We start from the raw sequence: 21,067 nt of genomic DNA, 5'->3' as shown, positions 1-21,067 counted from the left end.
TATGAACAAGCCCGTCCAGCCGATATCGTCATTGTCGCTGAAGCTGCCGAAGGCCGATCGGTCCATCGAGACCTACCGGCTCGCGGCCTCGCGAACGTTCCCAGCAAAGCTCGAAGGCCCCTTGAACCGCATCGCCTTCTCGGCCGTGCACACGGTCGTCGATCCCTTCGCGGACAACGATCCCTGGCTCTCGGTTGCCGTCGACTGGGACAAGACCATCGCGTTCCGCGAGCACGTCTGGGACCTCGGTCTCGGCGTTGCTGAAGCCATGGACACCGCGCAGCGCGGCATGGGGCTGGATTGGCCGACTTCGCTGGAGCTCATCACGCGCTCGGTCGGCGCCGCCAAGCGTCGCAATGCGCTGGTATTCTCGGGCGCCGGCACCGATCACCTTGCGGTCGAGGACGCCAAGAGCCTCGATGACGTGATCCGCGCCTATGAGGAGCAGATCTCGGCGGTCGAGAAGGTCGGCGGCCGCATCATCCTGATGGCGTCGCGGGCGCTCGCAAAACTCGGCCGTAGCGCGGACGATTACGCCAAGGTCTATGACCGCGTGCTGTCGCAGGTCCGCGAGCCCGTGATCATCCACTGGCTCGGCGACATGTTCGATCCGGCGCTGGCGGGCTATTGGGGCACGAAAGATCTCGACAAGGCGATGGACACGGCTGTCGCCATCATCAACGGCAACGCCGCCAAGGTCGACGGCGTGAAGGTGTCTTTGCTCGACAAGCAGCGCGAGATCGACATGCGCCGGCGCCTCGACAAGCGCATCAAGATGTACACCGGCGACGATTTTAATTACGCGGAGCTGATCGCCGGCGACGAGCAAGGCTTTTCGCACGCGCTGCTAGGCATCTTCGATGCCATCGCGCCCGCGGCGTCCTACGCGCTGTCTCGGCTGGCGGCCGGCGACGAAGCCGGCTTCCACGACGTGCTGGGGCCGACGGTGCCGCTGTCGCGTCACATCTTCAAGGCGCCGACGCGCTTCTACAAGACCGGCGTCGTGTTCATGGCCCATCTCAACGGCCACCAGGACCACTTCACCATGGTCGGGGGACAGGAGAGTACGCGCTCCACGCTGCATCTCGCCGAGCTGTTCCGTCTGGCCGACAAGGCCGGCCTGCTCGCCAACCCTGAACTCGCGACGCAGCGGATGAAGACCGTGCTCGCCACCCACGGTATCGAATCCTGATGCGCGATTTCTCGTCCGACCATCGCTGGCTGTCGCTGAACACGGCGACAGCCCGCAAGCAAGGTGACCTCGTCGAGATCATCGACGCCTGTGCAAGGCATGGCATCCGCGCCATCGATCCCTGGCGCGATCAAGTTGCTGCCGTCGGTCTCGACCGCGCCGCGCGCGCGGTGCGCGACGCCGGCCTCGATCTCTCAGGCTATTGCCGCGGCGGCATGTTCACGTCGGACGCATCGCGCCGCACCGAAGTGCGCGACGACAACCGGCGTTGCGTCGACGAAGCCAAGGCGCTGGGCGCGCCCTGCATCGTGCTGGTCGTCGGCGGCCTGCCGCAATATTCGCGGCCGGGCAGCGAGGCGTCGAAGGACATCGTGGCGGCACGCGGTCAGGTCGAGGACGCGCTCGCCGAGATGCTCGACTATGCCAAACAGGCAAGCCTGCCGCTGGCCATCGAGCCCTTGCATCCGGCCTACGCGGCCGACCGCGCCTGTGTGAACACCACAAAGCAGGCGCTGGATATCTGCGACCGGCTCGACCCTGATCGCGGCGGTATGCTCGGCGTCGCGCTCGACGTCTATCACATCTGGTGGGACCCTGAGCTGATGGGCCAGATCGCGCGCGCCGGCGAGGACCGCCTGCTCGCGTTCCATGTCTGCGACTGGCTGGTGCCGACAAAAGACATCCTCAACGACCGCGGCATGATGGGCGACGGTGTCATCGACATCAAATCGGTGCGCAAAGCGGTCGAAGCGCAGGGCTTTGCCGGCTATTCGGAGATCGAGATATTCTCCAACGACTGGTGGGGCAAGCCGATGGATGAGGTGCTGCGCACCTGCATCGAACGGCACAGGACGGTGGTGTAGAGTTACCACGAATGCGGCAACTACGGGCTTGCGAGGGTGCTGGCGCAGCAGCGATCTGGTCGGGGTACCACCAATGATGAGGTGGACTGCCATCAGCTTTCAGGCAGAATGTCACATCCCGATGCCGCAGCCTCGCCACAGTCTGTGCCAGATCGGATGCGGTAATCAGTGGCATCAACGATCAGCAGGGACGGCGGATGTACCCATGCCTGTTGATCTTGAATGGCCCCGACGTGCAACAGTCGGGGCCATTGCCGTGCTTGTGATGATAGTCGAATTGGCGGCGAAGAGCCGAATTCTCGCAATTTGTCCGCTTCGTGAATTTGTGGAAGCGGGCGGACTGGTCGCATATTCAATGACATGCCGGACACCTATCGCCGCCTCGAGTGAGGTCGCGAGAAGCTCTACAGCCATTCCGCAAAACTGAACGGATCGAGACTTAGTGCTTCCCACTGCCGGGCGGCCCGAGTTCATGATCGCGGTCCACACACCTGCTCGTCGCCAGCGAACGAAGCGATTGTAGCAGGTGGTATACGGGCCGAAGGCGTCAGGTAGATCGCGCCACGGCGCCCGGATCGTAAGACCCAGAAGATGCCGTCGAATACACGACGATCACGCCTGCGGAGTGGCTGATTGCGTTGCTACTGCCGCGCCGGATTTATCCTTCAGCACGGCACCGATGGCAGCGTCCGCTATTGCTATTTCGTGAATCTGGGCCTTGTGGATGTCGGCGGCGTTGGCGCCGCGGGCTGAAGATTGAACGTCAGCCAGACGTTCCAGCCTGCTGGCCGATTTTCATTGGCGAATTCGCCGTAGCCCTTCAGGTTCAGATATCCCTGCATGTCTCCGACCGGGAAAATGTAGCCGACCTGCGGGCCGACGCCGGCCACGCGCGACCGGAAGCAGCCGACGCGATCGCCGGAGCCACTGTCGCAGCCGAGCTGCTGATAGAGGTAACCGACGAGGCCGACCTGCCACTGCTTGGTCAGGAATTGCGATGCGCCCCAGTCGAGGTGCATGTCAACGCCGCTTTGATATTGGGTCGAGGGGTTGACGAAGTTGTAGGTGAATCCCAGCACCGTCGAAAATTCATGCCCGGTCTTTGGATCGAAGTAGGTGTAGCCGCCGCCCGCGTCGATTGTCCAGTGCCCGATCCCCAAATTCGCCAGGCGGTTCGACTGGTAAGCGCCGGCCGGAAGATCGGCGGTAATGTACGTCATGTAATTGTTGACACCGGCATTCCAGCGCAGCGCGAACTGCGGGATCAGGTCGCCGAATGCAACGAGCGAGCTGTCGATGCTGTCAAACCGGGAGAAGGGGAACGTGGCGCCGCCCGGTCCCGTCAATGTCCCGACGAGCGATCCGGCCAGCGACGTGGAGTTGGAGCCGTAGGTCGCCAACAGGCTGGCGGAGGCCTGACCGCCCAGTACGGGCGTTGCAAAGGTGTAAGTCCCGGCGACAAGTCCAAGATTCACATTCGCATTGACGCTCGCGTTGACGTTGGCTGTCAGATTCGCGGGAAAGCGACCAATCGTGATTTCGCGCGACCGCGCCACGTCGCCGCCGGCGGAAACAGAGGTGTGATAATAAACCGTGGTCACCGACCAGCCCGGCGCCTGCTGGGGCACGGCCGCGAGGCTGCCAAAAAACCCGGGTATCCAGAAGCTGATGCCATTTTCATCGGCGCGAGCCGCCTGGGTGGACAGCACCAGCAGAGCGGCAATCGCCCCAACACTCAGATGCCACTGCGAAAAAAATCTGGGTCTCAAACCCGGTTTAAAGTACCGCATCGCCGATCCCCCGACTCTTGCGACCCACCATTGCTCCGGCGGGGTAGAAACTCAAAAAGAATACGCTGACGCCGCCGTTCGTCTACGCGAATTCGGCATACTTGAGTTCAGCCGGATGCTTATTGAAAGGTTGTGTCCATGACGCCACAACCCTGGCACTTTTTGCATAGTCATCTGGGCCACTCGACAAGGAAGAGGCGACTCTCTCGATTGATCTAGATCAATAAAGAAGGTTGTACCGCTGCGAACGTGCGACCGCTTTAGATGTTCGATTGGTCAGGTTGACTGACTAAGATGTTAAGCCGCGCTCGTCCCCGCAGAATCGACGCTAGGAAGCTGCCGAAAGATTTTTGCGAGTGCCCCTCGCAATTTTTTGAAACTCATTCGCTGCGAGTAGCCCATGCACGACGTTGGCGTTGCGGCAGGCGCACCTTTGTCGGATGAGCCCAGCCATGGGGGCATGAACTGGATTCCGGGCGGCACGTTCCGCATGGGCTCCGACAGGCACTACGCCGAAGAGGCACCCGTCCATCGCGTCTCGGTGAGCGGCTTTTGGATGGACCGAACGCCGGTCACCAATCGCGATTTCCGCAAGTTCGTCAACGCTACAGGCTACGTGACGTCAGCGGAGACGCGGCCTGACGCAAAGGACTATCCGGGTGCGCTGCCGCACATGCTCAAGGCAGGCTCGCTGGTTTTCACGCCACCGAAGCGTCCGGTCGATTCGCGCGACTGGTCGCAATGGTGGAATTTCAAATTTGGCGCCGACTGGCGCCGGCCATACGGCCCCCGCAGTTCGATCAGCGGCCTCGAGGATCATCCCGTGGTCCACATTGCCTATCGCGATGCTGAGGCCTACGCGACATGGGCTGGCAAGGACTTGCCGACCGAAGCCGAATGGGAGTTTGCCGCGCGCGGCGGACTCGACGGAGCCGAGTTCGCCTGGGGCGACGAGCTCATGCCCGGCGACAAGCCAATGGCGAATACCTGGCAAGGCGCATTTCCGTACGAAAATCTCAGCAGCGATGGTTACGCGCGGACCTCGCCGGTGATGGCGTTCCCGCCGAATGGCTACGGCCTCCATGACATGATCGGTAACGTCTGGGAGTGGACCACGGATTGGTGGTCCGCCAGACATGAGCCCGATGCGGCCAAGGCGTGCTGCATTCCGCACAATGCACGCGGCGGGCGTGAGCAAGACAGCCATGATCCGTCTCTCCCCAGGATCAAAATTCCCCGCAAGGTTCTCAAAGGCGGCTCGCATCTCTGCGCGCCGAACTACTGCCGTCGCTATCGCCCGGCTGCGCGCCATGCGGAAGCGGTGGATACGTCCACGAGCCACGTTGGTTTTCGATGCGTCATAAGAAAGGGAGTAAATGATGAGCGACGAGAAGGCTAACACTGCGCGCGACATGAGCCGTCGCAATATTCTGCTCGCGACGACAAGCCTGGCAGCCGCGTCCGCATTGGGCGCCGCCGCATCGGTTGAAAAGGCACTGGCCCAGACGCAGCAGGCACCGAGCGGCCAGCGCCCCAATATCGTCGTCATCATGGGCGACGACATCGGCATCTGGAACATCGGTGCCTACCACCGTGGCATGATGGCCGGCCGGACGCCGAACCTCGACAAGATCGCTGCAGAAGGCATGCTGTTTACCGATTATTACGCCGAGGCAAGTTGCACGGCGGGCCGCGCCAACTTCATCACCGGCGAGCTGCCGATCCGGACCGGCATGACGACAGTCGGCCAGGCCGGCGCTCCCACCGGCTTGCCGGCGGAGGCCGTGACCATTGCCACGGCGCTGAAAGGAATGGGCTACGCCACCGGCCAGTTCGGCAAGAACCACCTTGGCGACAAAAACGAGTTTCTGCCCACAGTACACGGCTTCGACGAATTCTTCGGCTACCTGTATCACCTCGATGCGATGGAAGACCCGGCCCACCCCGCTTATCCGCAGGAGCTGTTGAACAAAGTCGGTCCGCGCAACATGATCCATTCGTGGGCGACCAATGTGGACGATGCCACCGTGGATCCGCGCTGGGGCAAGGTCGGCAAGCAGAGGATTGAGGACGCCGGAACGCTCTATCCCAAGCGAATGGAAACCGTGGACGATGAAATCCGAGACTTTGCCTTGAGTTTCGTTGAAAAGGCCAAGGCCGATAACAAGCCGTTCTTCTTGTGGCTCAATCCAACCCGCATGCACATCGTCACGCATCTGTCGCCGAAGTACCAGGCGATGCGCAACTCCAAGAACGGCTGGTCGATTCATGAGGCCGGCATGGCGCAGCTCGACGACGATATCGGCTTGGTCATGCAAAAGCTCAAGGACATGGGCGTGGATGACAACACCATTGTCATCTTCACCACTGATAACGGCACCGAGGTCTTCACTTGGCCGGATGGCGGACAGACGCCTTTCGCGCAGAGCAAAGGTACCGTCATGGAAGGCGGCTTCCGCGCGCCGGCGATGATCCGCTGGCCGGGCAAGGTGCCGGCCGGCAAGGTCGAGAACGGCATCATCTCCGGGCTGGACTGGTTCCCGACCTTGCTGGCGGCTGCCGGCAACCCGAACATTGCCGAGGAACTGAAGAAGGGCAAGCAAATCGGGGACCGCACCTACAAGTGCCATCTGGACGGCTATAATCAGATGGACATGATCACCGGCAAGGGGCCGTCGAACCGACACGAAATCTGGTACTTCGGCGAGAGCGAGCTGGGCGCCGTGCGCATCGACGACTACAAGTATCGTTTCATCGACCAGCCCGGGGGCTGGCTGGGCGAAAAAGCCAAGGTTGACGTGCCCTACCTGATCAACCTTCGCCTGGATCCGTTCGAGCGAACGGGCTGGCCCGATAGCGGGACCAAATACGGCGCGCAACAATACTTCGACTGGTTCAAATATGAATTCTGGCGCTTCGTGTTCGTCCAGCAGGAGGTCGAGAAGCTGGCGATGACCGCGATCGAGTTTCCGCCAATGCAGAGGGGCGCGAGCTTCAACCTCGATGCCGTGAAAGCCAAGATTGAAGCGGCCAGGACGGCGATGGCAAAATAAGAGTAACGATCGTCAGCGTGGGACGGCCTCTAGGCCGCCCCACGCTGCACCAAAAAAGTGTCTCCTGGTCGATCGCGACATATTGCGCTGCCGCACAAACTTGGTCGCGGGGCAAAGTGGACATTGCGTTCGTCGCATCACGCCGCTCGGTTTATGGGTACACGGCCTGGTATTCTGAACGCCTTGCGCAATCCCACGAGGGTCGACATGAAATCCGACAGTTCGTCGTCCGACATCAACCGCCGCGCTCTGATTTCGGGTCTTGCGTTGCTTCCGGCGTTGTCCGGCATTCCGCTTTCCGCGACAGCGCAAACCCAGCCGACCAATGACGGCGCGTTGGGCTCGTGGAACGAAGGGCCAGCGAAGCAAGCGATACTCGACTTCGTCCGCGCCGCTACCGATCAAGCGAGTTCAAAGTTTGTGCCGCCGGAACAGCGCATCGTCACCTTCGACCAAGACGGGACGTTGTGGGTCGAACACCCAATTTATTCGCAAGTTGTCTATTGTTTGGACCGCGTCCCGGCTTTGGCCGAGGAGGACCCTAAGCTCAAAGACGTTGAGCCGTTTAAGACGATCCTCTCAGGTAATCGCGAGGCAATCGCAAAGCTGTCGCTGCATGACCTTGAAAAAGTCCTCTTCGCTACGCTTACCGGGATGTCGGTGGACGACTTCGGGGCGCAAGTAAAGAAATGGCTGACAAGCGCGAAGGACGAACGCTGGAAGCGACCCTATACCGACCTCATCTATCAACCAATGCTTGAAGTCATGCAGTACCTGCGCAACAACGGTTTCAAGACGTATATTGTGACCGGTGGCGGTCAGGATTTTGTGCGAGTTTATAGCGAACGTGTGTACGGCATCCCGCCCGAACACGTGGTGGGTACGGCGGCAGGTACAAAGTTCGGATACCAGAAAGACGGCACGCCGTTCCTAACCAAAGAGCCTAAGCTACTTTTGAATGACGACAATGCAGGTAAACCGGAAGGCATCCATTTGATGATCGGCCGGAGGCCTCGCGCCGCATTTGGAAACTCGGACGGCGACCGGGAAATGCTTGAATACACCGGAGCCGGTGACGGTGCGCGGCTAATGATGTTGGTTCTGCACGACGACGCGCAACGCGAATACGCATACGGGCCAGCACAGGGGCTTCCCGAAACTAAAGTGGGCGCGTTCAGTCAGGCGCTTTACGTGGAAGCGAAAAGGAAAAACTGGATTGTGATCAGCATGAAGAACGACTGGAAGCGCATATTCGCCTTCGACCAGAAGGGTTGATGTGGTCGCGACGCAGCTTGCAATCGACGAGGTGAATGCCAAGGGGGGTGTCAACGGACGGCTGATTGAGCTCGTTCTGTTCGACGACGCAAGCAATCCAGCTGTGGCGCGCGCGAATGCGCAGGCGATTGCCGACAGCCCGTGCGTCGCTGTGCTCGGACATTATCTCAGCTCCGCGTCGCTCGCGGCGGCGCCGATATATAGGGATGCACGGATACCGGCACTCACGGGAAGCTCGGCTGCCGACGATCTGACTAACAACAGTGAATATTATTTTCGTGCGCTGTCGCCGGTCTCCGTGCAGGCGCGCTCGATCGCGGAACATCTGCGCGCCGTGATGAGGGAGCCAGAAGTCCGTCTCGTTCACACGCGCGATTCCTACGGCAAGAGTTTTGAGCGTGGATTTGCGACGGCCTATCCGGCGGAGCAGTTGCGTGTGTTCGGACTGGACGTGAGATGTTCTACATTTTCTTCATACTATGCCTGATGACGATATTGGCGGGTTACAAACATGAAAAACTTCGAGACGCGGGCCGAAAGCGCGCCGCTATTGGGCAAGCCTGATTAATGGTTCGTTGTCGGCCGCGGCCGGCCTTGCGATCTTCGGGTGCAGGCAGCGTCAAGAGAAATCCTGTGTCAGCGTCGTGGCGAACTGATCCAGCGCCCAGTCGACCTGGTCGCCGGTGATCACCGGTGGCGGGGCGATGCGGATCGTGTGCTCATGGGTGTCCTTGGCGAGGGTGCCCTTGCCCTGGAGCGCCTCGCAGTAGGGCCGTGCGCGGCTGGTCATTGGTCGGATTTGGTGCTGGCTCAATCGGCCGCGAATGAGCCATTGCGGACCAGAACGCTGGCGAAGCAGCGAACTGGTCGGAGTACCACCAATGATGAGGTGGACTGCCATCAGCTTTCAGGCAGAATGTCATCATCCCGATGCCGCAGCCTCGCCACAGTCTGTGCCAGATCGGATGCGGTAATCAGTGGCATCAACGATCAGCAGGGACGGCGGATGTACCCATGCCTGTTGATCTTGAATGGCCCCGACGTGCAACCGTCGGGGCCATTGCCGTGATCGGCGTGACAAGGCTGGCGAGCTTTGCCGAAGGCATCGGCGTGCTTTATTGCGGCGAGAGCCCACCAGGGATGATCTGCAATTCAATGCGTCGGGGCCAAACGAGTTTTGCGATCGAATTTGCCGGGCATGACTGTTTGCTGAAAATGGCTGTTCGCTGAAAAGTCGGACGATTGCGCTATCATCAATTCACCGTCAAACACCGGGCTATCACTCGTCAATTTGATCTGCGAAGCTGTGACAACACAAATGCGCTTGCAAGCAAGCAGGCGTGAAGGGAGGTCCGCAGTGGATAAGGTGCAACGCTTGCGTGCGATGGGCTCACTGTGCCGCCAACAGGCCGCGTACAACAGCATGAACAAATGGAAGCTGCTCGCAGAAGCGGAATACTGGGATCATCTGGCTGATCTCGAGTTGTCTTCTCACTTCCAGCAATGCAACGCGATCACGAACACGAATGAGGCTGGGCAGAAGACGATTTCCTCGTGATGTCAGAAACGAGGCTGTCGCTTGCGTTCCGTGCCGCTGCACCCTCGCAGAGAGTGCGCGGCAGGGACATACATGGTCGCGTCGAGCCTTGAAGCAGGACGATTACGTCACCCCGCTTCGTTCGACCGCTGCGCAAATTGCAACGAGAGAACGCGACGCCGTCCTCACTGCCCTGCGACCTGTTGCAGCGTGTTGAAGCGCGCCTTCTGCTCGCTGCTCAGCGTGGCATAGAATTCGTCCAACGCAGGCTCTACCAGCTTGGCGGCCGTCAGCATCGCCTCGAGCCGGTGCTGCATCGCCTCCAGCCGTCCGACCGGTGTCAGCGGTACATCGTTCGGGCAAGCCGCCTGCAGTCCTTCAACGCCCTTGGCTGTCGCTTCACTGAGGCGGTCGAGCGCCTCCTTCTGCTTGCCGGCGGGGTGGAGCACAGCCTCGATCCTTTGGATCGGCAACTGGGTCAGGCCGGATTTCGGATCGCCACAGCTCTCGGCGCTGGCTTGCTGCTGCGGCGAGCGCTCGCCGACATTGGGACCGAGCGCGTTGAAGTTGGCCTGCTGCTCGTCACTGAGCGAGTTGTAAAAATTCTCCAGTGCCGGCCGCACGATCTTGACGGCTTCCAGCGTCGCGTTGATGCGGTTCATCATCGCGCGCAGGCGGCCAGGTGGAGTCAGTGCATACGTCTCCGCGCAGGAGTCCTTGAACACGCCGGCAGCGTTGGCCGCCGCGGTCTTCAATTCGTCGAGCAGTGCGCGTTGCTCCGGTGTCGGCCGTACCGCCTTCGCGATATCGGCAAGCGGCCATGCGGTGACGCCCTTGTCCGGTGTGCCGCACAATTGCTGTAGCGTTTGCGGGCTCGCGCGCGGACGGGCACGGCTGCCGCCACCGGCTTGCGGATAGTCATACGGGTTGGTGCTGGCATAGGCGGAATAGGGGCTGTCACCACCCCAGAACACGGTGTCGACGAAGTCGTCATAGGCGTACGCCCAATAGCCGGGCTCGTAAGCATAGGACCAGAACGTGTAGTCAAAAATGTCGGAATAGGCGTAAGGCCAGAACACGGGCCCAAGCCAAGCCACGAACACCGCGGGATGGCGATGTCGCCAGGCCTGCCGGGGAGCCCAGCCGCTCTGGCGGGTGGTGAGCGCCGCCTGGGTTTGGGGAGTGGTCCGCTCGCGGAAGCGCTCCGCGAAGCGCCCGCGCTCGGCCGCCTGCACGGCGGCGGCAGTGGCGCCGGCTGTGGCGGCTCGCCCAACTGTGGTGGACTCGGGGCCCAACCGCTGCAGGCGCGCCTGATCGCGCTGCTGCATGCTCTGCTCGCGCTGGAGCAGGCGGTTCTGCGTCTGCAGCGTCCGCTCCTGTGCACGTTGCGCCCGCACGCCTTCCGGCTTCTGCGACTGCAATTGCTGCACGCGCTGTTGCATCCGATCGATGCGGCTCTGCCGTTCCGTGCTCTGGCGTGTGAGCATCTCGCGCTGCCGCTGCTGCACGATTTGCTGTCGCTGCTGGATCTGCTGCTGATGCTGCTGCGCGCGCTGCTCCATCTGCTCCTGTCGCGACGGCCGCGCGCTCACGGCCGGCGGTCCGCTTGGCCGCGAGGGAGCGGCGATGTGCGGCGTCGGCCGCGGGGCCATGGCCGGACGTTGTGGCGCTGCCGGCGCCCGGTGGAATTCAGGCCGCGGCGTCGCCACGTGCGGGGCCGCTCGCGGCGGTGGTGCTGCAAAGTGGGGGGCCGGACGCGGCGGCGGTGCGGCTATGTGGGGCGCCGGGTGCGGCGCCATGGCCGGTCGCTGCGGCATGGCCGGGGGATGGAACGCCGGGGCGGCGGGACGTGCCATGGCTGGCGGCGCCGCCGGACGGGCCATGGCCGGTGGTGCTGCCGGCCGTGCTGCCGGCGCTGCGGCTGGACCGGCAGGTCCGCCCCTTCCATGTCCCTGGCCGGGTCCTTGGGCAAGCGCGCCGACGCTCGTCGCCAGCATCGAGACACCAACTAAAACAGCCGTAAGGCAAGCGCCATGCGGAAGCATGATTGTCGCTCCCAGCTCGTAATCGCCCACCGCATTCAACGCACAGCCGGCGGAATCGTTCGTTGTTGGCCGCGGCCGACATTGCGATCTTCCGACGCAGGGAGCCTCAGGAGAAATCCTGCGTCAGGGTGCTGGCGAGCCGCTCCAGCGCCCAGTCGACCTGGTCGCTGGTGATCACCAGCGGCGGGGCGATGCGGATCGTTTGCTCATGGGTATCCTTGGCGAGGATGCCCTTGGCCTGAAGCGCCTCGCAGTAGCGGCGAGCGCGGCCGGCCTCGGGATGCAGTTCGACCGCCAGCATCAAGCCGCGTCCGCGCACCTCGCGGATCGTGTTGGCACGAATGTCTTTCAAGCCTTCCAGAAAGCGCGCGCCCTGCCTGGCCGCGTTCTCGATCATGCCTTCCTCGGTCAGCACGCGCAGCGCCGCGCGCGCCACCGCGCAGGCAAGCGGATTGCCGCCAAACGTCGAACCGTGCTGGCCGGGCCTCAATGTCCCGAGCACGTCGTTGTTCGAGAGCACGGCCGACACCGGATAGAAGCCGCCGGACAAGGCCTTGCCGAGCAGCGTCACGTCCGCCTCGATTCCCTCGTGCTGTTCGGCGAGCAGCTTGCCGGTGCGGCCGAGCCCGGTCTGGATCTCGTCGAGCACCAGCATCACGTTGTTGGCGGTGCAGAGCTCCCGCACCTCAGTGAAATAGCCGGCTGGAGGAATGATGACACCGGCTTCGCCCTGGATCGGCTCGACCAGAAAGGCGACCGTGTTTGGGGTGATTGCCTCCTCCAGCGACGCGGCGTCGCCGAACGGGATGATCTTGAAGCCCGGCGCGAACGGCCCGAAATGTGTGCGTGTGTCAGGGTCGGTTGAAAAGCCGACGATGCCCAGCGTGCGCCCGTGGAAATTGTTGGCGCAGACGATGATCTCGGCCTGGCCGTCCGGCACGCCCTTCACCTCATAGCCCCATTTGCGCACCGACTTGATCGCGCTTTCGACCGCCTCCGCGCCGCTGTTCATCGGCAGCACCTTGTGGGAGCCGGTCAGAGCCGCGATCTCTTCGTAGAACAAGGCGAGCTGGTCGTTGTGGAAGGCGCGCGAGGTGAGCGTCAGCCTGTGCGCCTGTTCGATCATCGCCGCCAGGATCTTGGGGTGGCAATGGCCCTGGCTGACCGCCGAATAGGCCGAGAGGCAATCGAGATAGCGGTTGCCTTCGGTATCCCAGACCCAGACACCTTCGCCGCGCGACAGGACGACCCCGATCGGCGCGTAATTATGAGCCCCAAAGCGTGCTTCCGTAGCGACGAAATCAATGACCGACGAGCTCATCTGTCGTCACTCCATTGCTGCGCGCCGGCGGTGCCAATCGACTGCACCGGCGGGTCGTCAGCTTGATTTGGGCATCAGTCTGCCACCTTGGAAGCCCCCATGCGCCAATGGCGTGGCGCGGCCCGATTTACCCGAAACGTCAGATAGTTCTGCGGAATCACGGGGTGTCGTTGGTCGACCCGGCCTCTACTGTGCATGGGGTTGTTTTCGCCGTTTTTGTTTTTTGGCCCTCAGCGAAGCGCGCAGGGCACGCTCAAAAATCCCCGAAACCGCACCCGTCCGCCCCGCACCGGCTGGCCGCTGACGGCATAGTCCGGGAAGCGCGCCAGGAAGCGGGAGATTGCAATGGCGCCTTCCAGCCGCGCCAGCGCCATGCCGGCGCATTGATGCGCGCCGGTGGCGAAGGCGAGGTGCCGGTTCGGCGTGCGGGCGATGTCGAAACGTTCGGGGTCGGGAAACTGCGCGGGGTCGCGGTTGGCCGCTCCAATGCACAGCGTCACCGACGTGCCGGCATCGAGCATGACGCCGCCGAGCTCGACCTTTTCCGTGGTCATGCGGTTGCCGAGCTGGTTCGAGCTCTCGTAGCGCAGCATCTCCTCCACCGCGGTCTTGACCATGTCCGGGTTGTCGATCAGGCGCTGCTTCTGGTCCGGATTCCGGTCCAGCGCCACGAGGCCGTTACCGATCAAATTGGTGGTGGTCTCGTGGCCGGCGTTGAGTAAGAAGATGCAATTGTGCAGCAGTTCCTTCTCGGTCAGCCGCTCGCCGCTCTCCTCACCCTGGATCAGGCGCGTCAGCACGTCACGCTCGGGATTGCCGGGCTTGGCGCGCCTGCGCGCGACCAGCGTTTCGAGATAGGCGAGGAAATCCGTTACCGCCTTGTTGCCGCGCGTCGCCACGTCAGGCGACACGACAGGTTCGAGCGCCCCGAGGATCGCCAGCGACCAGTCGCGCAGCGGTGTGCGCTCGTCATGGGGAACGTCGAGCAGATTGCCGATCACCTCGATGGGAATGGATGCGGCGAAGTCCTCGATCAGCTCGCAGTTGCCTTTCGCGGCGATGGCGTCGAGCAGGCCGTCGATGAGCTTGACGAGATCGCCCTCCATGCCGGCGATCGCGCGCGGCGACAGCGCGCCCATGATCAGGCGCCGCACGCGCGTGTGCGCCGGCGGATCGTTGAAGACGAGGCTCGTGGTGTGGTGCTCGTAGAGCGGGGTGTCACCGTATTTCGGCGCGAACTCGCGCTTCTTGTCGGAGCTGAACGACTTCGTGTTCTTGTAGGTGGTGACGAGATCGTCATAGCGGGTCAGGAACACGGTGCCGTTCGGCAGGCGCTTGACCGGCGCGTTCTCCCGCAGTGCACGATAGGTCGGGTAGGGGTTGTCGTAGAACTCGGGCGTCAGCTTCTCGAGGTCGAAGCTGGCCGCCAGCGCCTTCGCATCTGCGTTCATCCCGTTATACTCGCCGGTTAAAGCCGATATGCCGTTTTTGTTGTTCTGATCGACGCGTGCATGCGTCTACAGTCTTCGGACCTTGCTAGCCGACCGGACAGGAAAATGCACGCCCGCGCTGACGCTGCTGACACGGCCCCGACTTGGCCCGACGATATTTTCGCAACCTTGCAACGCTTCGACGTCCGGCAGGTGCCGTACGTGCCTGATGCCGGCCATTCGAAACTGATCCAGCGCGTGCTGGACTCCTCCACCATGCGTGGCATCCCGCTGACGACGGAGGAGGAGGGCGTGGCGCTTCTCGCCGGCGCCTGGACCGGCGGACAGCGCGGCGTGCTGCTGATGCAGTCGAGCGGCGTCGGCAATTGCATCAACATGCTCTCGCTGATCCCGATCCTGCGTTTCCCGTTCCTCACGCTCGTGACCATGCGCGGCGAGTGGGGCGAGTTCAATCCGTGGCAGGTGCCGATGGGATCGACCACGCAGGGCGTGTTCGAACTCTCCGGCGTTCAGGTGCTGCGCGCCTCCAGCGCAGCTGAAGTTCCTGCCGTGCTCGAAGCCGCTGCATCGCAAGCCTACAACGCGCTCACCCCCACCGCCGTCCTTCTGTCGCAGCGTCTGATCGGCGCCAAGGTTTTCACCAAATGAGCAAGGCCAATCTCCTCGACCGCCGTCAGGTGGTGTCCACGCTGCTTGCGGACCGCAAGGATGTCGTTGCGATCGGCGGCCTTGGAGCCTCCACCAACGACATGTGCGCGGCCGGCGACCACACCCGCAATTTCTATCTCTGGGGCGGCATGGGCGGCGCGGCGATGATCGGCCTCGGGCTTGCGCTGGCGCAGCCGAAGCTGCCGGTGCTGGTCATCACGGGCGACGGCGAGATGCTGATGGGCCTGGGCAGCCTTGCCACCATCGGCCTGCAGAAGCCAGCCAACCTCTCGATCGTCGTCCTCGACAACGAGGCCTATGGCGAGACCGGCGGCCAGACCAGCCACACCGCGGCCGCCGCCGACCTCGTCGGCGTCGCCAAGGCCTGCGGCATCGGGGATAGCAAGGCGATCTCGACCATGGCCGAGGTCGAGGCCTTCGCCAAAGCCGTCGATGACGTCTCGGCGGGGCCACGATTCGTCAATGTGAAGATCGACAGCGCCAATCTGGAGCGGATTCTGCCAAGCCGGGACGGGACGTATATCGTCAACCGGATCCGCGGCGATCTCGGCTTCCAGCCCATCTAGGCCGGGCCTGCCCAATCCCGCGTCGCCAGGTCCTGCACGCGAGCCGTGCGGGAGAGGCCAATTTCTACTGAATTTACAACCTCTTCAGGTTGCGATGCAACATATTGCTTGACTTTTGCGTGGGTGAGTGCTTACTCACTAATATGAGCTCATTGCGTATGACGAGCGACCTGAGGCGTCAATTGATCCTCGGTGCCGCAAAGCGCTGCTTTGCACGACATGGCTATACCGGCACCACGACGAAGAGCGTGGCGGCCGCTGCTGCCATTTCCGAGGCGCTGCTGTTCAAGCATTTCCCGTCCAAGGCGGCGCTTTACGCCGAAATCCTCAGCGACGAATGCGAGGCCGACCCGGCCCTGATCGAGCTGCTCGAGCGGGAGCCGTCGACGGCTGCCCTGGTCGAGCTGATCCGCGGCATGGTCCAGCACTTCCTCCACATCGCCGACGGACCGGATCAGGAAGAAGCGCAGCGCCTGCGACTGATGGCCACGAGCCATTTGGATGATGGCGAATTCGCCCGTTTGCTATATGCCAAGATCGAGACGCTGATTGGGGCGGTCTTCGTTGCCTCGCTCGAGCGTGCGGTGGCCGCCGGGGACGCGCGGCCATTCGGCGGCGATCCGCTCAACCTGTTCTGGTTCGCGCATCATTCGGTGATGACTGCGGCGCTGACCAGGCTGCCGGCCACGCCCTGTCTCGCCTACGGCAAGGCGGACGATCTGGAGCGGCAGCTCTGTGAGTTTCTCCTGAGGGGTATCGGACTTAACGACGCCGCAATTGCTTCGCATTTGGGCCGCGATCAGGCCGCGGGTGCGGGCAGGACGGCGATTGCAGAAAGTGCATGACATGAACATCGTAGCCGAACACAAGATTTCGGGCGAACCGATCGACAACAAGGCTCCCAAGCGTCCGGTCCGGCCGGTGCTCTGGTTCATCATCGTCGGTGCGCTGCTCGCCGCGCTCGTCGGTGGTCTCGTCTGGTTCAACTCTTTCCGTGGCCAGATGATCAAGCAGTTCTTCGCCAACAACAAGCCGCCGCCGACCGCGGTCAGCGCCGCCGAGGCGAAGTCGGAAGTTGTGCCGAACCTGCTAACGGCAGTGGGCAGCCTCGTCGCCGTGCATCAGGTCGACGTCAGCGCCGACGTCAACGGCCGCGTCACCGAGATCAAGTTCGAGCCGGGCACCCGCGTCGAGGCTGGAACGCCGCTGGTGCAATTGTTCGACGCGCCGGAGCAGGGCGACCTTGCCAACTACAAGGCGCAGGCAACCGTCGCGCAGCTCTCGCTCGACCGCGCCAAGCAGTTGGCCTCGCGCCAGTTCGGTCCGCAGGCGACCGTCGACAATGCGCAGGCAGCCTACGACCAGGCGCTGGCCGGCATCGCCAAGACCGAGGCGGTGATCTCGCAGAAGCTGGTGCGTGCGCCGTTCTCAGGCGATCTCGGCGTCCGCAAGGTCGAGGTCGGTCAGTATCTGACGGCCGGCACCGCGATCGTCTCGCTGACCGACCTGTCGGAGCTGTGGGCCAACTTCACGGTGACCGAAAAGGATTCCGGCAGCCTCAAGGTCGGCCAGACCGTCCGGCTGAAGGTCGACGCCTATCCGGGTCGCACCTTCGAGGGCAAGATCACCACGATCGAGCCGCAGATCGCGACCGACACCCGCAACATCCGCGTGCAGGCAACGATCTCCAATCCCGAGAAGATCCTGAAGCCCGGCATGTTCGTGACCACGACGGTGGTGTTGCCGGAGAAGCCGGCGGTGATCACCGTTCCGGAAACGGCGGTCGACTACACGCTGTACGGCGACTCCGTGTTCGTGATCACCGAGAAGAAGGAAGAGGACGGCAAGACCAGCCTCTCCGCGGTGCGCACCTTCGTGCAGACCGGCAACCGGGTCGAAGGCCGCGTCGAGATCGTCAAGGGTCTCAAGGTGGGCGACAAGGTGGTCGCCGTCGGCCAGCTCAAGCTGCAATCGGGCGCAGCGATCGCGATTTCAACCGACCCGGCTCCGCAGGTCCCGGCGCAGCCGCCGCGCTACTGATCCAATACAACCAAGTGATCCGGCCCGGCCGGATCACTTTATCTAAGACAAAGAATTCGAGATCGCCGCGATGCGCTTTACTGATATCTTCATCAAACGCCCGATCCTGTCGGTCGTCGTCAGTCTGCTGATCCTGCTGATCGGCCTGCGCGCGGCGATGGTGCTGCCGATCCGGCAATATCCGAAGCTGTCGAACACGGTCATCAACATCACGACCGTCTATCCCGGCGCGTCCGCCGACCTGATCCAGGGCTTCATCACCACGCCCATCGAGCAGGCCGTCGCCTCCGCCGAGGGCGTTGACTACATGACCTCGTCCTCGGTGCTCGGCACCTCGACGATTCAGGTCTACATCAAGCTGAACTTCGATCCGAACCAGGCGCTCACCGAGGTGCTGGCCAAGACGAACTCGGTCAAATACCTGATCCCGAAGGAATCCAACGACCCGATCGTCACCAAGACCACGGGCCAGACCACGGCGGTGATGTATCTCGGCTTCTCCTCCGAGGAGCTGTCGGGCTCGGCGATCTCGGACTATCTGACGCGCGTGGTGCAGCCGGTACTGTCGACCGTCGACGGCGTCGCCTCGGCCGATATTCTCGGTGGTCAGACCTTTGCGATGCGGCTGTGGCTTGATCCCATGAAGATGGCCGGCCGCAACGTTTCGCCGGCGGACGTCGCCGCTGCCATCCAGGCCAACAACTTCCAGTCGGCGGCGGGGCAGACCAAGGGCTATCTGATCGTTTCCAACATCTCGACAAACACCAGCCTCACCGACGTCAACCAGTTCCGGAAGATGATCGTCAAGGCCAAGGACGGTGGCTTTGTGCGGATGGAGGATATCGCGACAGTCGAGCTTGCCGCGCAAAGTACTGACGCGAGCGTCGCCTTCAACGGCGAGCATGCGATCTTCATTGGCGTGAACGCAACGCCGCAAGGCAATCCGTTGACGCTGGTCAAGGGCGTGCGGGCGCTGTTCCCGGAGCTCGAGCGCAACCTGCCACCCTCGATGAAGATGAAGGTCGCCTACGACTCGACCAAGTTCATTCAGTCCTCGATCGACGAGGTGGAGAAGACGCTGGGCGAAGCCGTGATCATCGTGATCGTGGTGATCTTCCTGTTCCTGGCCTCGCTCCGTTCGGTCATCATTCCGGTCGTCACCATTCCGTTGTCGATGATCGGCGTCTGTACCTTGATGCTGGCGCTGGGCTTCAGCTTCAACCTGCTGACCTTGCTCGCGATGGTGCTTGCGATCGGTCTCGTGGTCGATGACGCCATCGTGGTGGTGGAGAACATCCATCGCCATCTGGAAGAGGGGAAGACACCGGTCCAGGCGGCCATGGAAGGCGCACGCGAGATCGTCGGCCCCGTCGTGTCGATGACCATCACGCTCGCGGCGGTGTACGCGCCGATCGGCTTCCTCGGGGGCTTGACCGGCTCGTTGTTCCGCGAGTTCGCCTTCACGCTCGCCGGCTCCGTGATCGTGTCGGGCGTGATCGCGCTGACGTTGTCACCGATGATGTGCTCGGTGCTCCTCAAGAACACCGAAGAGGGCCGTTTCGCCAAGCTCGTGAACCAGGTGTTCGGCGCAATGACGCGCTGGTATGGCCGCAGGCTCGACCGCTCGCTCGACTACAAGGCGATCACCGGTCTGTTCGCGGTGACCATCCTCGGACTCGTCGGCTTCCTCTACATGCACACCTCGAAGGAGCTGGCGCCGGAGGAAGACCAGGGCATCGTGTTCGCGGTGACCAAGGCGCCGAAATACGCCAATATCGACTATGTCGATTTCTACGGCGACAAGCTCGACAAGGAATTCCAGAAATTCCCCGAGACCGATCTGCGCTTCGTGTTGAACGGCATCAACGGCCCGCAGGGCGGCATCGCCGGCATGCTCTTGAAGGCATGGGACGAGCGCAAGCGCTCGTCGATTCAGCTGAAGCCGCTGGTGCAGGCCGAGCTTTCCAAGATCGAGGGCGTGCAGGCCTTTGCTTTCAACCTGCCGCCGTTGCCGGGTGGTCCCGGCGGTCTGCCGGTGCAGATGGTCATCAACTCGACCGCGGGCTACCAGACCGTCTTTGAGCAGATGGAGAAGCTGAAGGACGCTGCGCGCAAGAGCGGCATGTTCATCGTCTCCGACAGCGACCTCGCCTTTAACCAGCCGAGCGTTCAGGTCACGATCGACCGTAGCAAGGCGCAGGATCTCGGCGTCAACATGCAGAACCTCGGCGCAACGCTCGCGGTTCTGCTCGGCGGCAACTATATCAACCGCTTCAATCTCGAGGGTCGCTCTTACCAGGTGATCCCGCAGGTGCCGCGCGCCAACAGGCTGTCACCGGAATCGCTCGGCGGGTACTACGTGACGACCAACACGGGCCAGCAGCTCCCGCTGTCGACCGTGGTCTCGATCAAGACCCGCACCGATCCGAATTCGCTGACGCATTACAATCAGCTCAATTCGGCGACCTTCTCGGCCGTGCCGATGCCCGGCGTGACCGTCGGCGCAGCGGTCGACTTCCTCGAAGGCGAAGCCAAGAAGCTACCGGCCGGTTTCAGCCACGACTATCTGGCCGACTCCCGTCAGTACGTCCAGGAAGGCAACCAGCTCGCGATCACCTTCGGCTTCGCGCTGATTATCATCTTCCTGGTGCTCGCCGCGCAGTTCGAAAGCTTGCGTGACCCGCTGGTGATCATGATCTCGGTGCCGATGGCGATCGTCGGCGCGCTGATCCCGCTGTTCTTCGGCGCAGCGACCATGAACATCTACACCCAGGTCGGTCTGCTCACGCTGGTCGGCCTCATCACCAAGCACGGCATCCTGATGGTGGAGTTTGCCAACGAGCTCCAGGTCAACGAGCGGCTCGACCGCCGCTCGGCCATCGAGATGTCGGCCCGCATTCGCCTGCGGCCGATCCTGATGACCACGGCCGCGATGGTGACGGGCCTGATCCCGCTCCTGACCGCGACCGGCGCTGGCGCGGCCAGCCGCTTCTCGATCGGTCTGGTGGTCGTCGCCGGCATGTCGATCGGCACGCTGTTCACACTGTTCGTGCTGCCGGCGGTCTACGTGGTGCTGGCGACCGACCATCGCGCGGCGGCGGATTCCGAGCGGAACAAAGAGGTCAACGAGCTCGACCTCGGCGGCAAGGCGCTGCGGCCGACCTGAGGCCATACGAACGCAGATGTGAGGCGGCAATGGCTATCGCCATTGCCGCCTTTTTCTTGTCCCGTGCTAGACTTGTGCAACGCGCTGTAGCGCTGGAGC

At 62.6% G+C, this 21,067-nt stretch carries 17 protein-coding genes and 2 pseudogenes; 13 read left to right on the top strand and 6 right to left on the bottom strand.

Annotated elements, in window-relative coordinates; translation table 11 throughout:
* Nucleotide 1: 1 nt before the first annotated feature.
* Together RAD15_RS21235 and RAD15_RS21230 are read left to right on the top strand one after the other, a co-directional pair.
* Entirely contained in the window at nt 2–1,192 is a 1,191-nt protein-coding gene (locus tag RAD15_RS21235; protein WP_458180108.1) for a dihydrodipicolinate synthase family protein, read from the top strand.
* On the top strand, nt 1,192–2,055 hold the full coding sequence (locus RAD15_RS21230; protein WP_458180107.1) for a sugar phosphate isomerase/epimerase family protein: 864 nt from the start codon (nt 1,192–1,194) through the stop codon (nt 2,053–2,055). Before RAD15_RS21235 ends, RAD15_RS21230 begins: the two co-directional genes overlap by 1 nt.
* A 465-nt stretch (nt 2,056–2,520) precedes the next feature.
* Here the strand turns inward: RAD15_RS21230 and RAD15_RS21225 are convergent.
* Nucleotides 2,521–2,678: pseudogene (locus tag RAD15_RS21225) on the bottom strand (transposase); the annotation flags it as partial.
* A gap of 75 nt (nt 2,679–2,753) precedes the next feature.
* Entirely contained in the window at nt 2,754–3,845 is a 1,092-nt protein-coding gene (locus RAD15_RS21220; protein WP_458180106.1) for a SphA family protein, read from the bottom strand.
* Nucleotides 3,846–4,245: 400 nt separating this feature from the next.
* Here RAD15_RS21220 and RAD15_RS21215 point away from each other — a divergent pair, with 400 nt between their 5' ends.
* From RAD15_RS21215 to RAD15_RS21200, 4 genes are all read left to right on the top strand, one after another.
* Nucleotides 4,246–5,244 carry a formylglycine-generating enzyme family protein gene (locus RAD15_RS21215; protein WP_458180105.1) on the top strand — a complete coding sequence of 333 codons (999 nt, stop codon included), beginning with the start codon at nt 4,246–4,248 and terminating at the stop codon, nt 5,242–5,244.
* A gap of 13 nt (nt 5,245–5,257) precedes the next feature.
* Nucleotides 5,258–6,898 (top strand): arylsulfatase, encoded by a 1,641-nt coding sequence (locus RAD15_RS21210; RefSeq protein WP_458180183.1) that lies wholly within the window; start codon nt 5,258–5,260, stop codon nt 6,896–6,898.
* A gap of 207 nt (nt 6,899–7,105) precedes the next feature.
* On the top strand, nt 7,106–8,173 hold the full coding sequence (locus RAD15_RS21205) for an HAD family hydrolase (protein WP_458180104.1): 1,068 nt from the start codon (nt 7,106–7,108) through the stop codon (nt 8,171–8,173).
* Nucleotide 8,174: 1 nt separating this feature from the next.
* Nucleotides 8,175–8,660, top strand: coding sequence for an ABC transporter substrate-binding protein (locus RAD15_RS21200; protein ID WP_458180103.1), 486 nt, complete (start codon nt 8,175–8,177; stop codon nt 8,658–8,660).
* A gap of 132 nt (nt 8,661–8,792) precedes the next feature.
* Here the strand turns inward: RAD15_RS21200 and rocD (RAD15_RS21195) are convergent.
* Nucleotides 8,793–8,960, bottom strand: a pseudogene (gene rocD, locus RAD15_RS21195) (ornithine--oxo-acid transaminase); the annotation flags it as partial.
* 227 nt (nt 8,961–9,187) lie between these two features.
* Between rocD (RAD15_RS21195) and RAD15_RS21190 the strand changes: the two are divergent.
* The gene (locus tag RAD15_RS21190; protein ID WP_458180102.1) at nt 9,188–9,403 is read left to right on the top strand and encodes a hypothetical protein; all 216 of its coding nucleotides are present in this window, start codon (nt 9,188–9,190) and stop codon (nt 9,401–9,403) included.
* Between the two features lie 127 nt (nt 9,404–9,530).
* Nucleotides 9,531–9,731, top strand: a complete 201-nt coding sequence (locus tag RAD15_RS21185) for a hypothetical protein (protein ID WP_458180101.1) — start codon at nt 9,531–9,533, stop codon at nt 9,729–9,731.
* A gap of 164 nt (nt 9,732–9,895) precedes the next feature.
* Here RAD15_RS21185 and RAD15_RS21180 read toward each other — a convergent pair whose 3' ends face one another.
* The 3 genes from RAD15_RS21180 to RAD15_RS21170 form a co-directional block, all read right to left on the bottom strand.
* Nucleotides 9,896–11,272, bottom strand: a complete 1,377-nt coding sequence (locus RAD15_RS21180) for a Spy/CpxP family protein refolding chaperone (protein ID WP_458180100.1) — start codon at nt 11,270–11,272, stop codon at nt 9,896–9,898.
* 589 nt (nt 11,273–11,861) lie between these two features.
* Nucleotides 11,862–13,076 carry an ornithine--oxo-acid transaminase gene (gene rocD / locus RAD15_RS21175; RefSeq protein ID WP_458180099.1) on the bottom strand — a complete coding sequence of 405 codons (1,215 nt, stop codon included), beginning with the start codon at nt 13,074–13,076 and terminating at the stop codon, nt 11,862–11,864.
* A gap of 230 nt (nt 13,077–13,306) precedes the next feature.
* Nucleotides 13,307–14,527 carry a cytochrome P450 gene (locus RAD15_RS21170; protein WP_458180098.1) on the bottom strand — a complete coding sequence of 407 codons (1,221 nt, stop codon included), beginning with the start codon at nt 14,525–14,527 and terminating at the stop codon, nt 13,307–13,309.
* A gap of 105 nt (nt 14,528–14,632) precedes the next feature.
* On the opposite strand from RAD15_RS21170, the gene RAD15_RS21165 reads away from it, so the two are divergent.
* From RAD15_RS21165 to RAD15_RS21145, 5 genes are all read left to right on the top strand, one after another.
* On the top strand, nt 14,633–15,175 hold the full coding sequence (locus tag RAD15_RS21165; RefSeq protein ID WP_458180097.1) for a phosphonopyruvate decarboxylase: 543 nt from the start codon (nt 14,633–14,635) through the stop codon (nt 15,173–15,175).
* Complete coding sequence (locus RAD15_RS21160; RefSeq protein WP_458180096.1) at nt 15,172–15,762, top strand: thiamine pyrophosphate-dependent enzyme; 591 nt, start codon at nt 15,172–15,174, stop codon at nt 15,760–15,762. Before RAD15_RS21165 ends, RAD15_RS21160 begins: the two co-directional genes overlap by 4 nt.
* A 143-nt stretch (nt 15,763–15,905) precedes the next feature.
* Complete coding sequence (locus tag RAD15_RS21155; RefSeq protein ID WP_458180182.1) at nt 15,906–16,607, top strand: TetR/AcrR family transcriptional regulator; 702 nt, start codon at nt 15,906–15,908, stop codon at nt 16,605–16,607.
* A gap of 1 nt (nt 16,608) precedes the next feature.
* Nucleotides 16,609–17,802, top strand: coding sequence for an efflux RND transporter periplasmic adaptor subunit (locus RAD15_RS21150; RefSeq protein ID WP_458180095.1), 1,194 nt, complete (start codon nt 16,609–16,611; stop codon nt 17,800–17,802).
* Between the two features lie 70 nt (nt 17,803–17,872).
* Nucleotides 17,873–20,968 (top strand): MexW/MexI family multidrug efflux RND transporter permease subunit, encoded by a 3,096-nt coding sequence (locus RAD15_RS21145; protein WP_458180094.1) that lies wholly within the window; start codon nt 17,873–17,875, stop codon nt 20,966–20,968.
* Nucleotides 20,969–21,067: the final 99 nt, after the last annotated feature.

The sequence above is a fragment of the Bradyrhizobium sp. 14AA genome (genome assembly GCF_054185205.1).
The sequence above is the reverse complement of the archived record's forward strand: the minus strand, read 5'-3'. Positions and strand labels throughout refer to the sequence as shown.

What these genes read in the sequence shown, in the direction of transcription:
- RAD15_RS21235 (WP_458180108.1), top strand. Translation starts at nt 2, where the DNA reads ATGAACAAGCCCGTCCAGCCGATATCGTCATTGTCGCTGAAGCTGCCG.
- rocD (WP_458180099.1), bottom strand. Translation starts at nt 13,076, where the DNA reads ATGAGCTCGTCGGTCATTGATTTCGTCGCTACGGAAGCACGCTTTGGG.
- RAD15_RS21180 (WP_458180100.1), bottom strand. Translation starts at nt 11,272, where the DNA reads ATGGAGCAGCGCGCGCAGCAGCATCAGCAGCAGATCCAGCAGCGACAG.
- RAD15_RS21145 (WP_458180094.1), top strand. Translation starts at nt 17,873, where the DNA reads ATGCGCTTTACTGATATCTTCATCAAACGCCCGATCCTGTCGGTCGTC.
- RAD15_RS21155 (WP_458180182.1), top strand. Translation starts at nt 15,906, where the DNA reads ATGAGCTCATTGCGTATGACGAGCGACCTGAGGCGTCAATTGATCCTC.
- RAD15_RS21150 (WP_458180095.1), top strand. Translation starts at nt 16,609, where the DNA reads ATGAACATCGTAGCCGAACACAAGATTTCGGGCGAACCGATCGACAAC.
- RAD15_RS21215 (WP_458180105.1), top strand. Translation starts at nt 4,246, where the DNA reads ATGCACGACGTTGGCGTTGCGGCAGGCGCACCTTTGTCGGATGAGCCC.
- RAD15_RS21165 (WP_458180097.1), top strand. Translation starts at nt 14,633, where the DNA reads ATGCACGCCCGCGCTGACGCTGCTGACACGGCCCCGACTTGGCCCGAC.
- RAD15_RS21170 (WP_458180098.1), bottom strand. Translation starts at nt 14,527, where the DNA reads ATGAACGCAGATGCGAAGGCGCTGGCGGCCAGCTTCGACCTCGAGAAG.
- RAD15_RS21205 (WP_458180104.1), top strand. Translation starts at nt 7,106, where the DNA reads ATGAAATCCGACAGTTCGTCGTCCGACATCAACCGCCGCGCTCTGATT.
- RAD15_RS21210 (WP_458180183.1), top strand. Translation starts at nt 5,258, where the DNA reads ATGAGCCGTCGCAATATTCTGCTCGCGACGACAAGCCTGGCAGCCGCG.
- RAD15_RS21190 (WP_458180102.1), top strand. Translation starts at nt 9,188, where the DNA reads ATGCCTGTTGATCTTGAATGGCCCCGACGTGCAACCGTCGGGGCCATT.
- RAD15_RS21220 (WP_458180106.1), bottom strand. Translation starts at nt 3,845, where the DNA reads ATGCGGTACTTTAAACCGGGTTTGAGACCCAGATTTTTTTCGCAGTGG.
- RAD15_RS21160 (WP_458180096.1), top strand. Translation starts at nt 15,172, where the DNA reads ATGAGCAAGGCCAATCTCCTCGACCGCCGTCAGGTGGTGTCCACGCTG.
- RAD15_RS21230 (WP_458180107.1), top strand. Translation starts at nt 1,192, where the DNA reads ATGCGCGATTTCTCGTCCGACCATCGCTGGCTGTCGCTGAACACGGCG.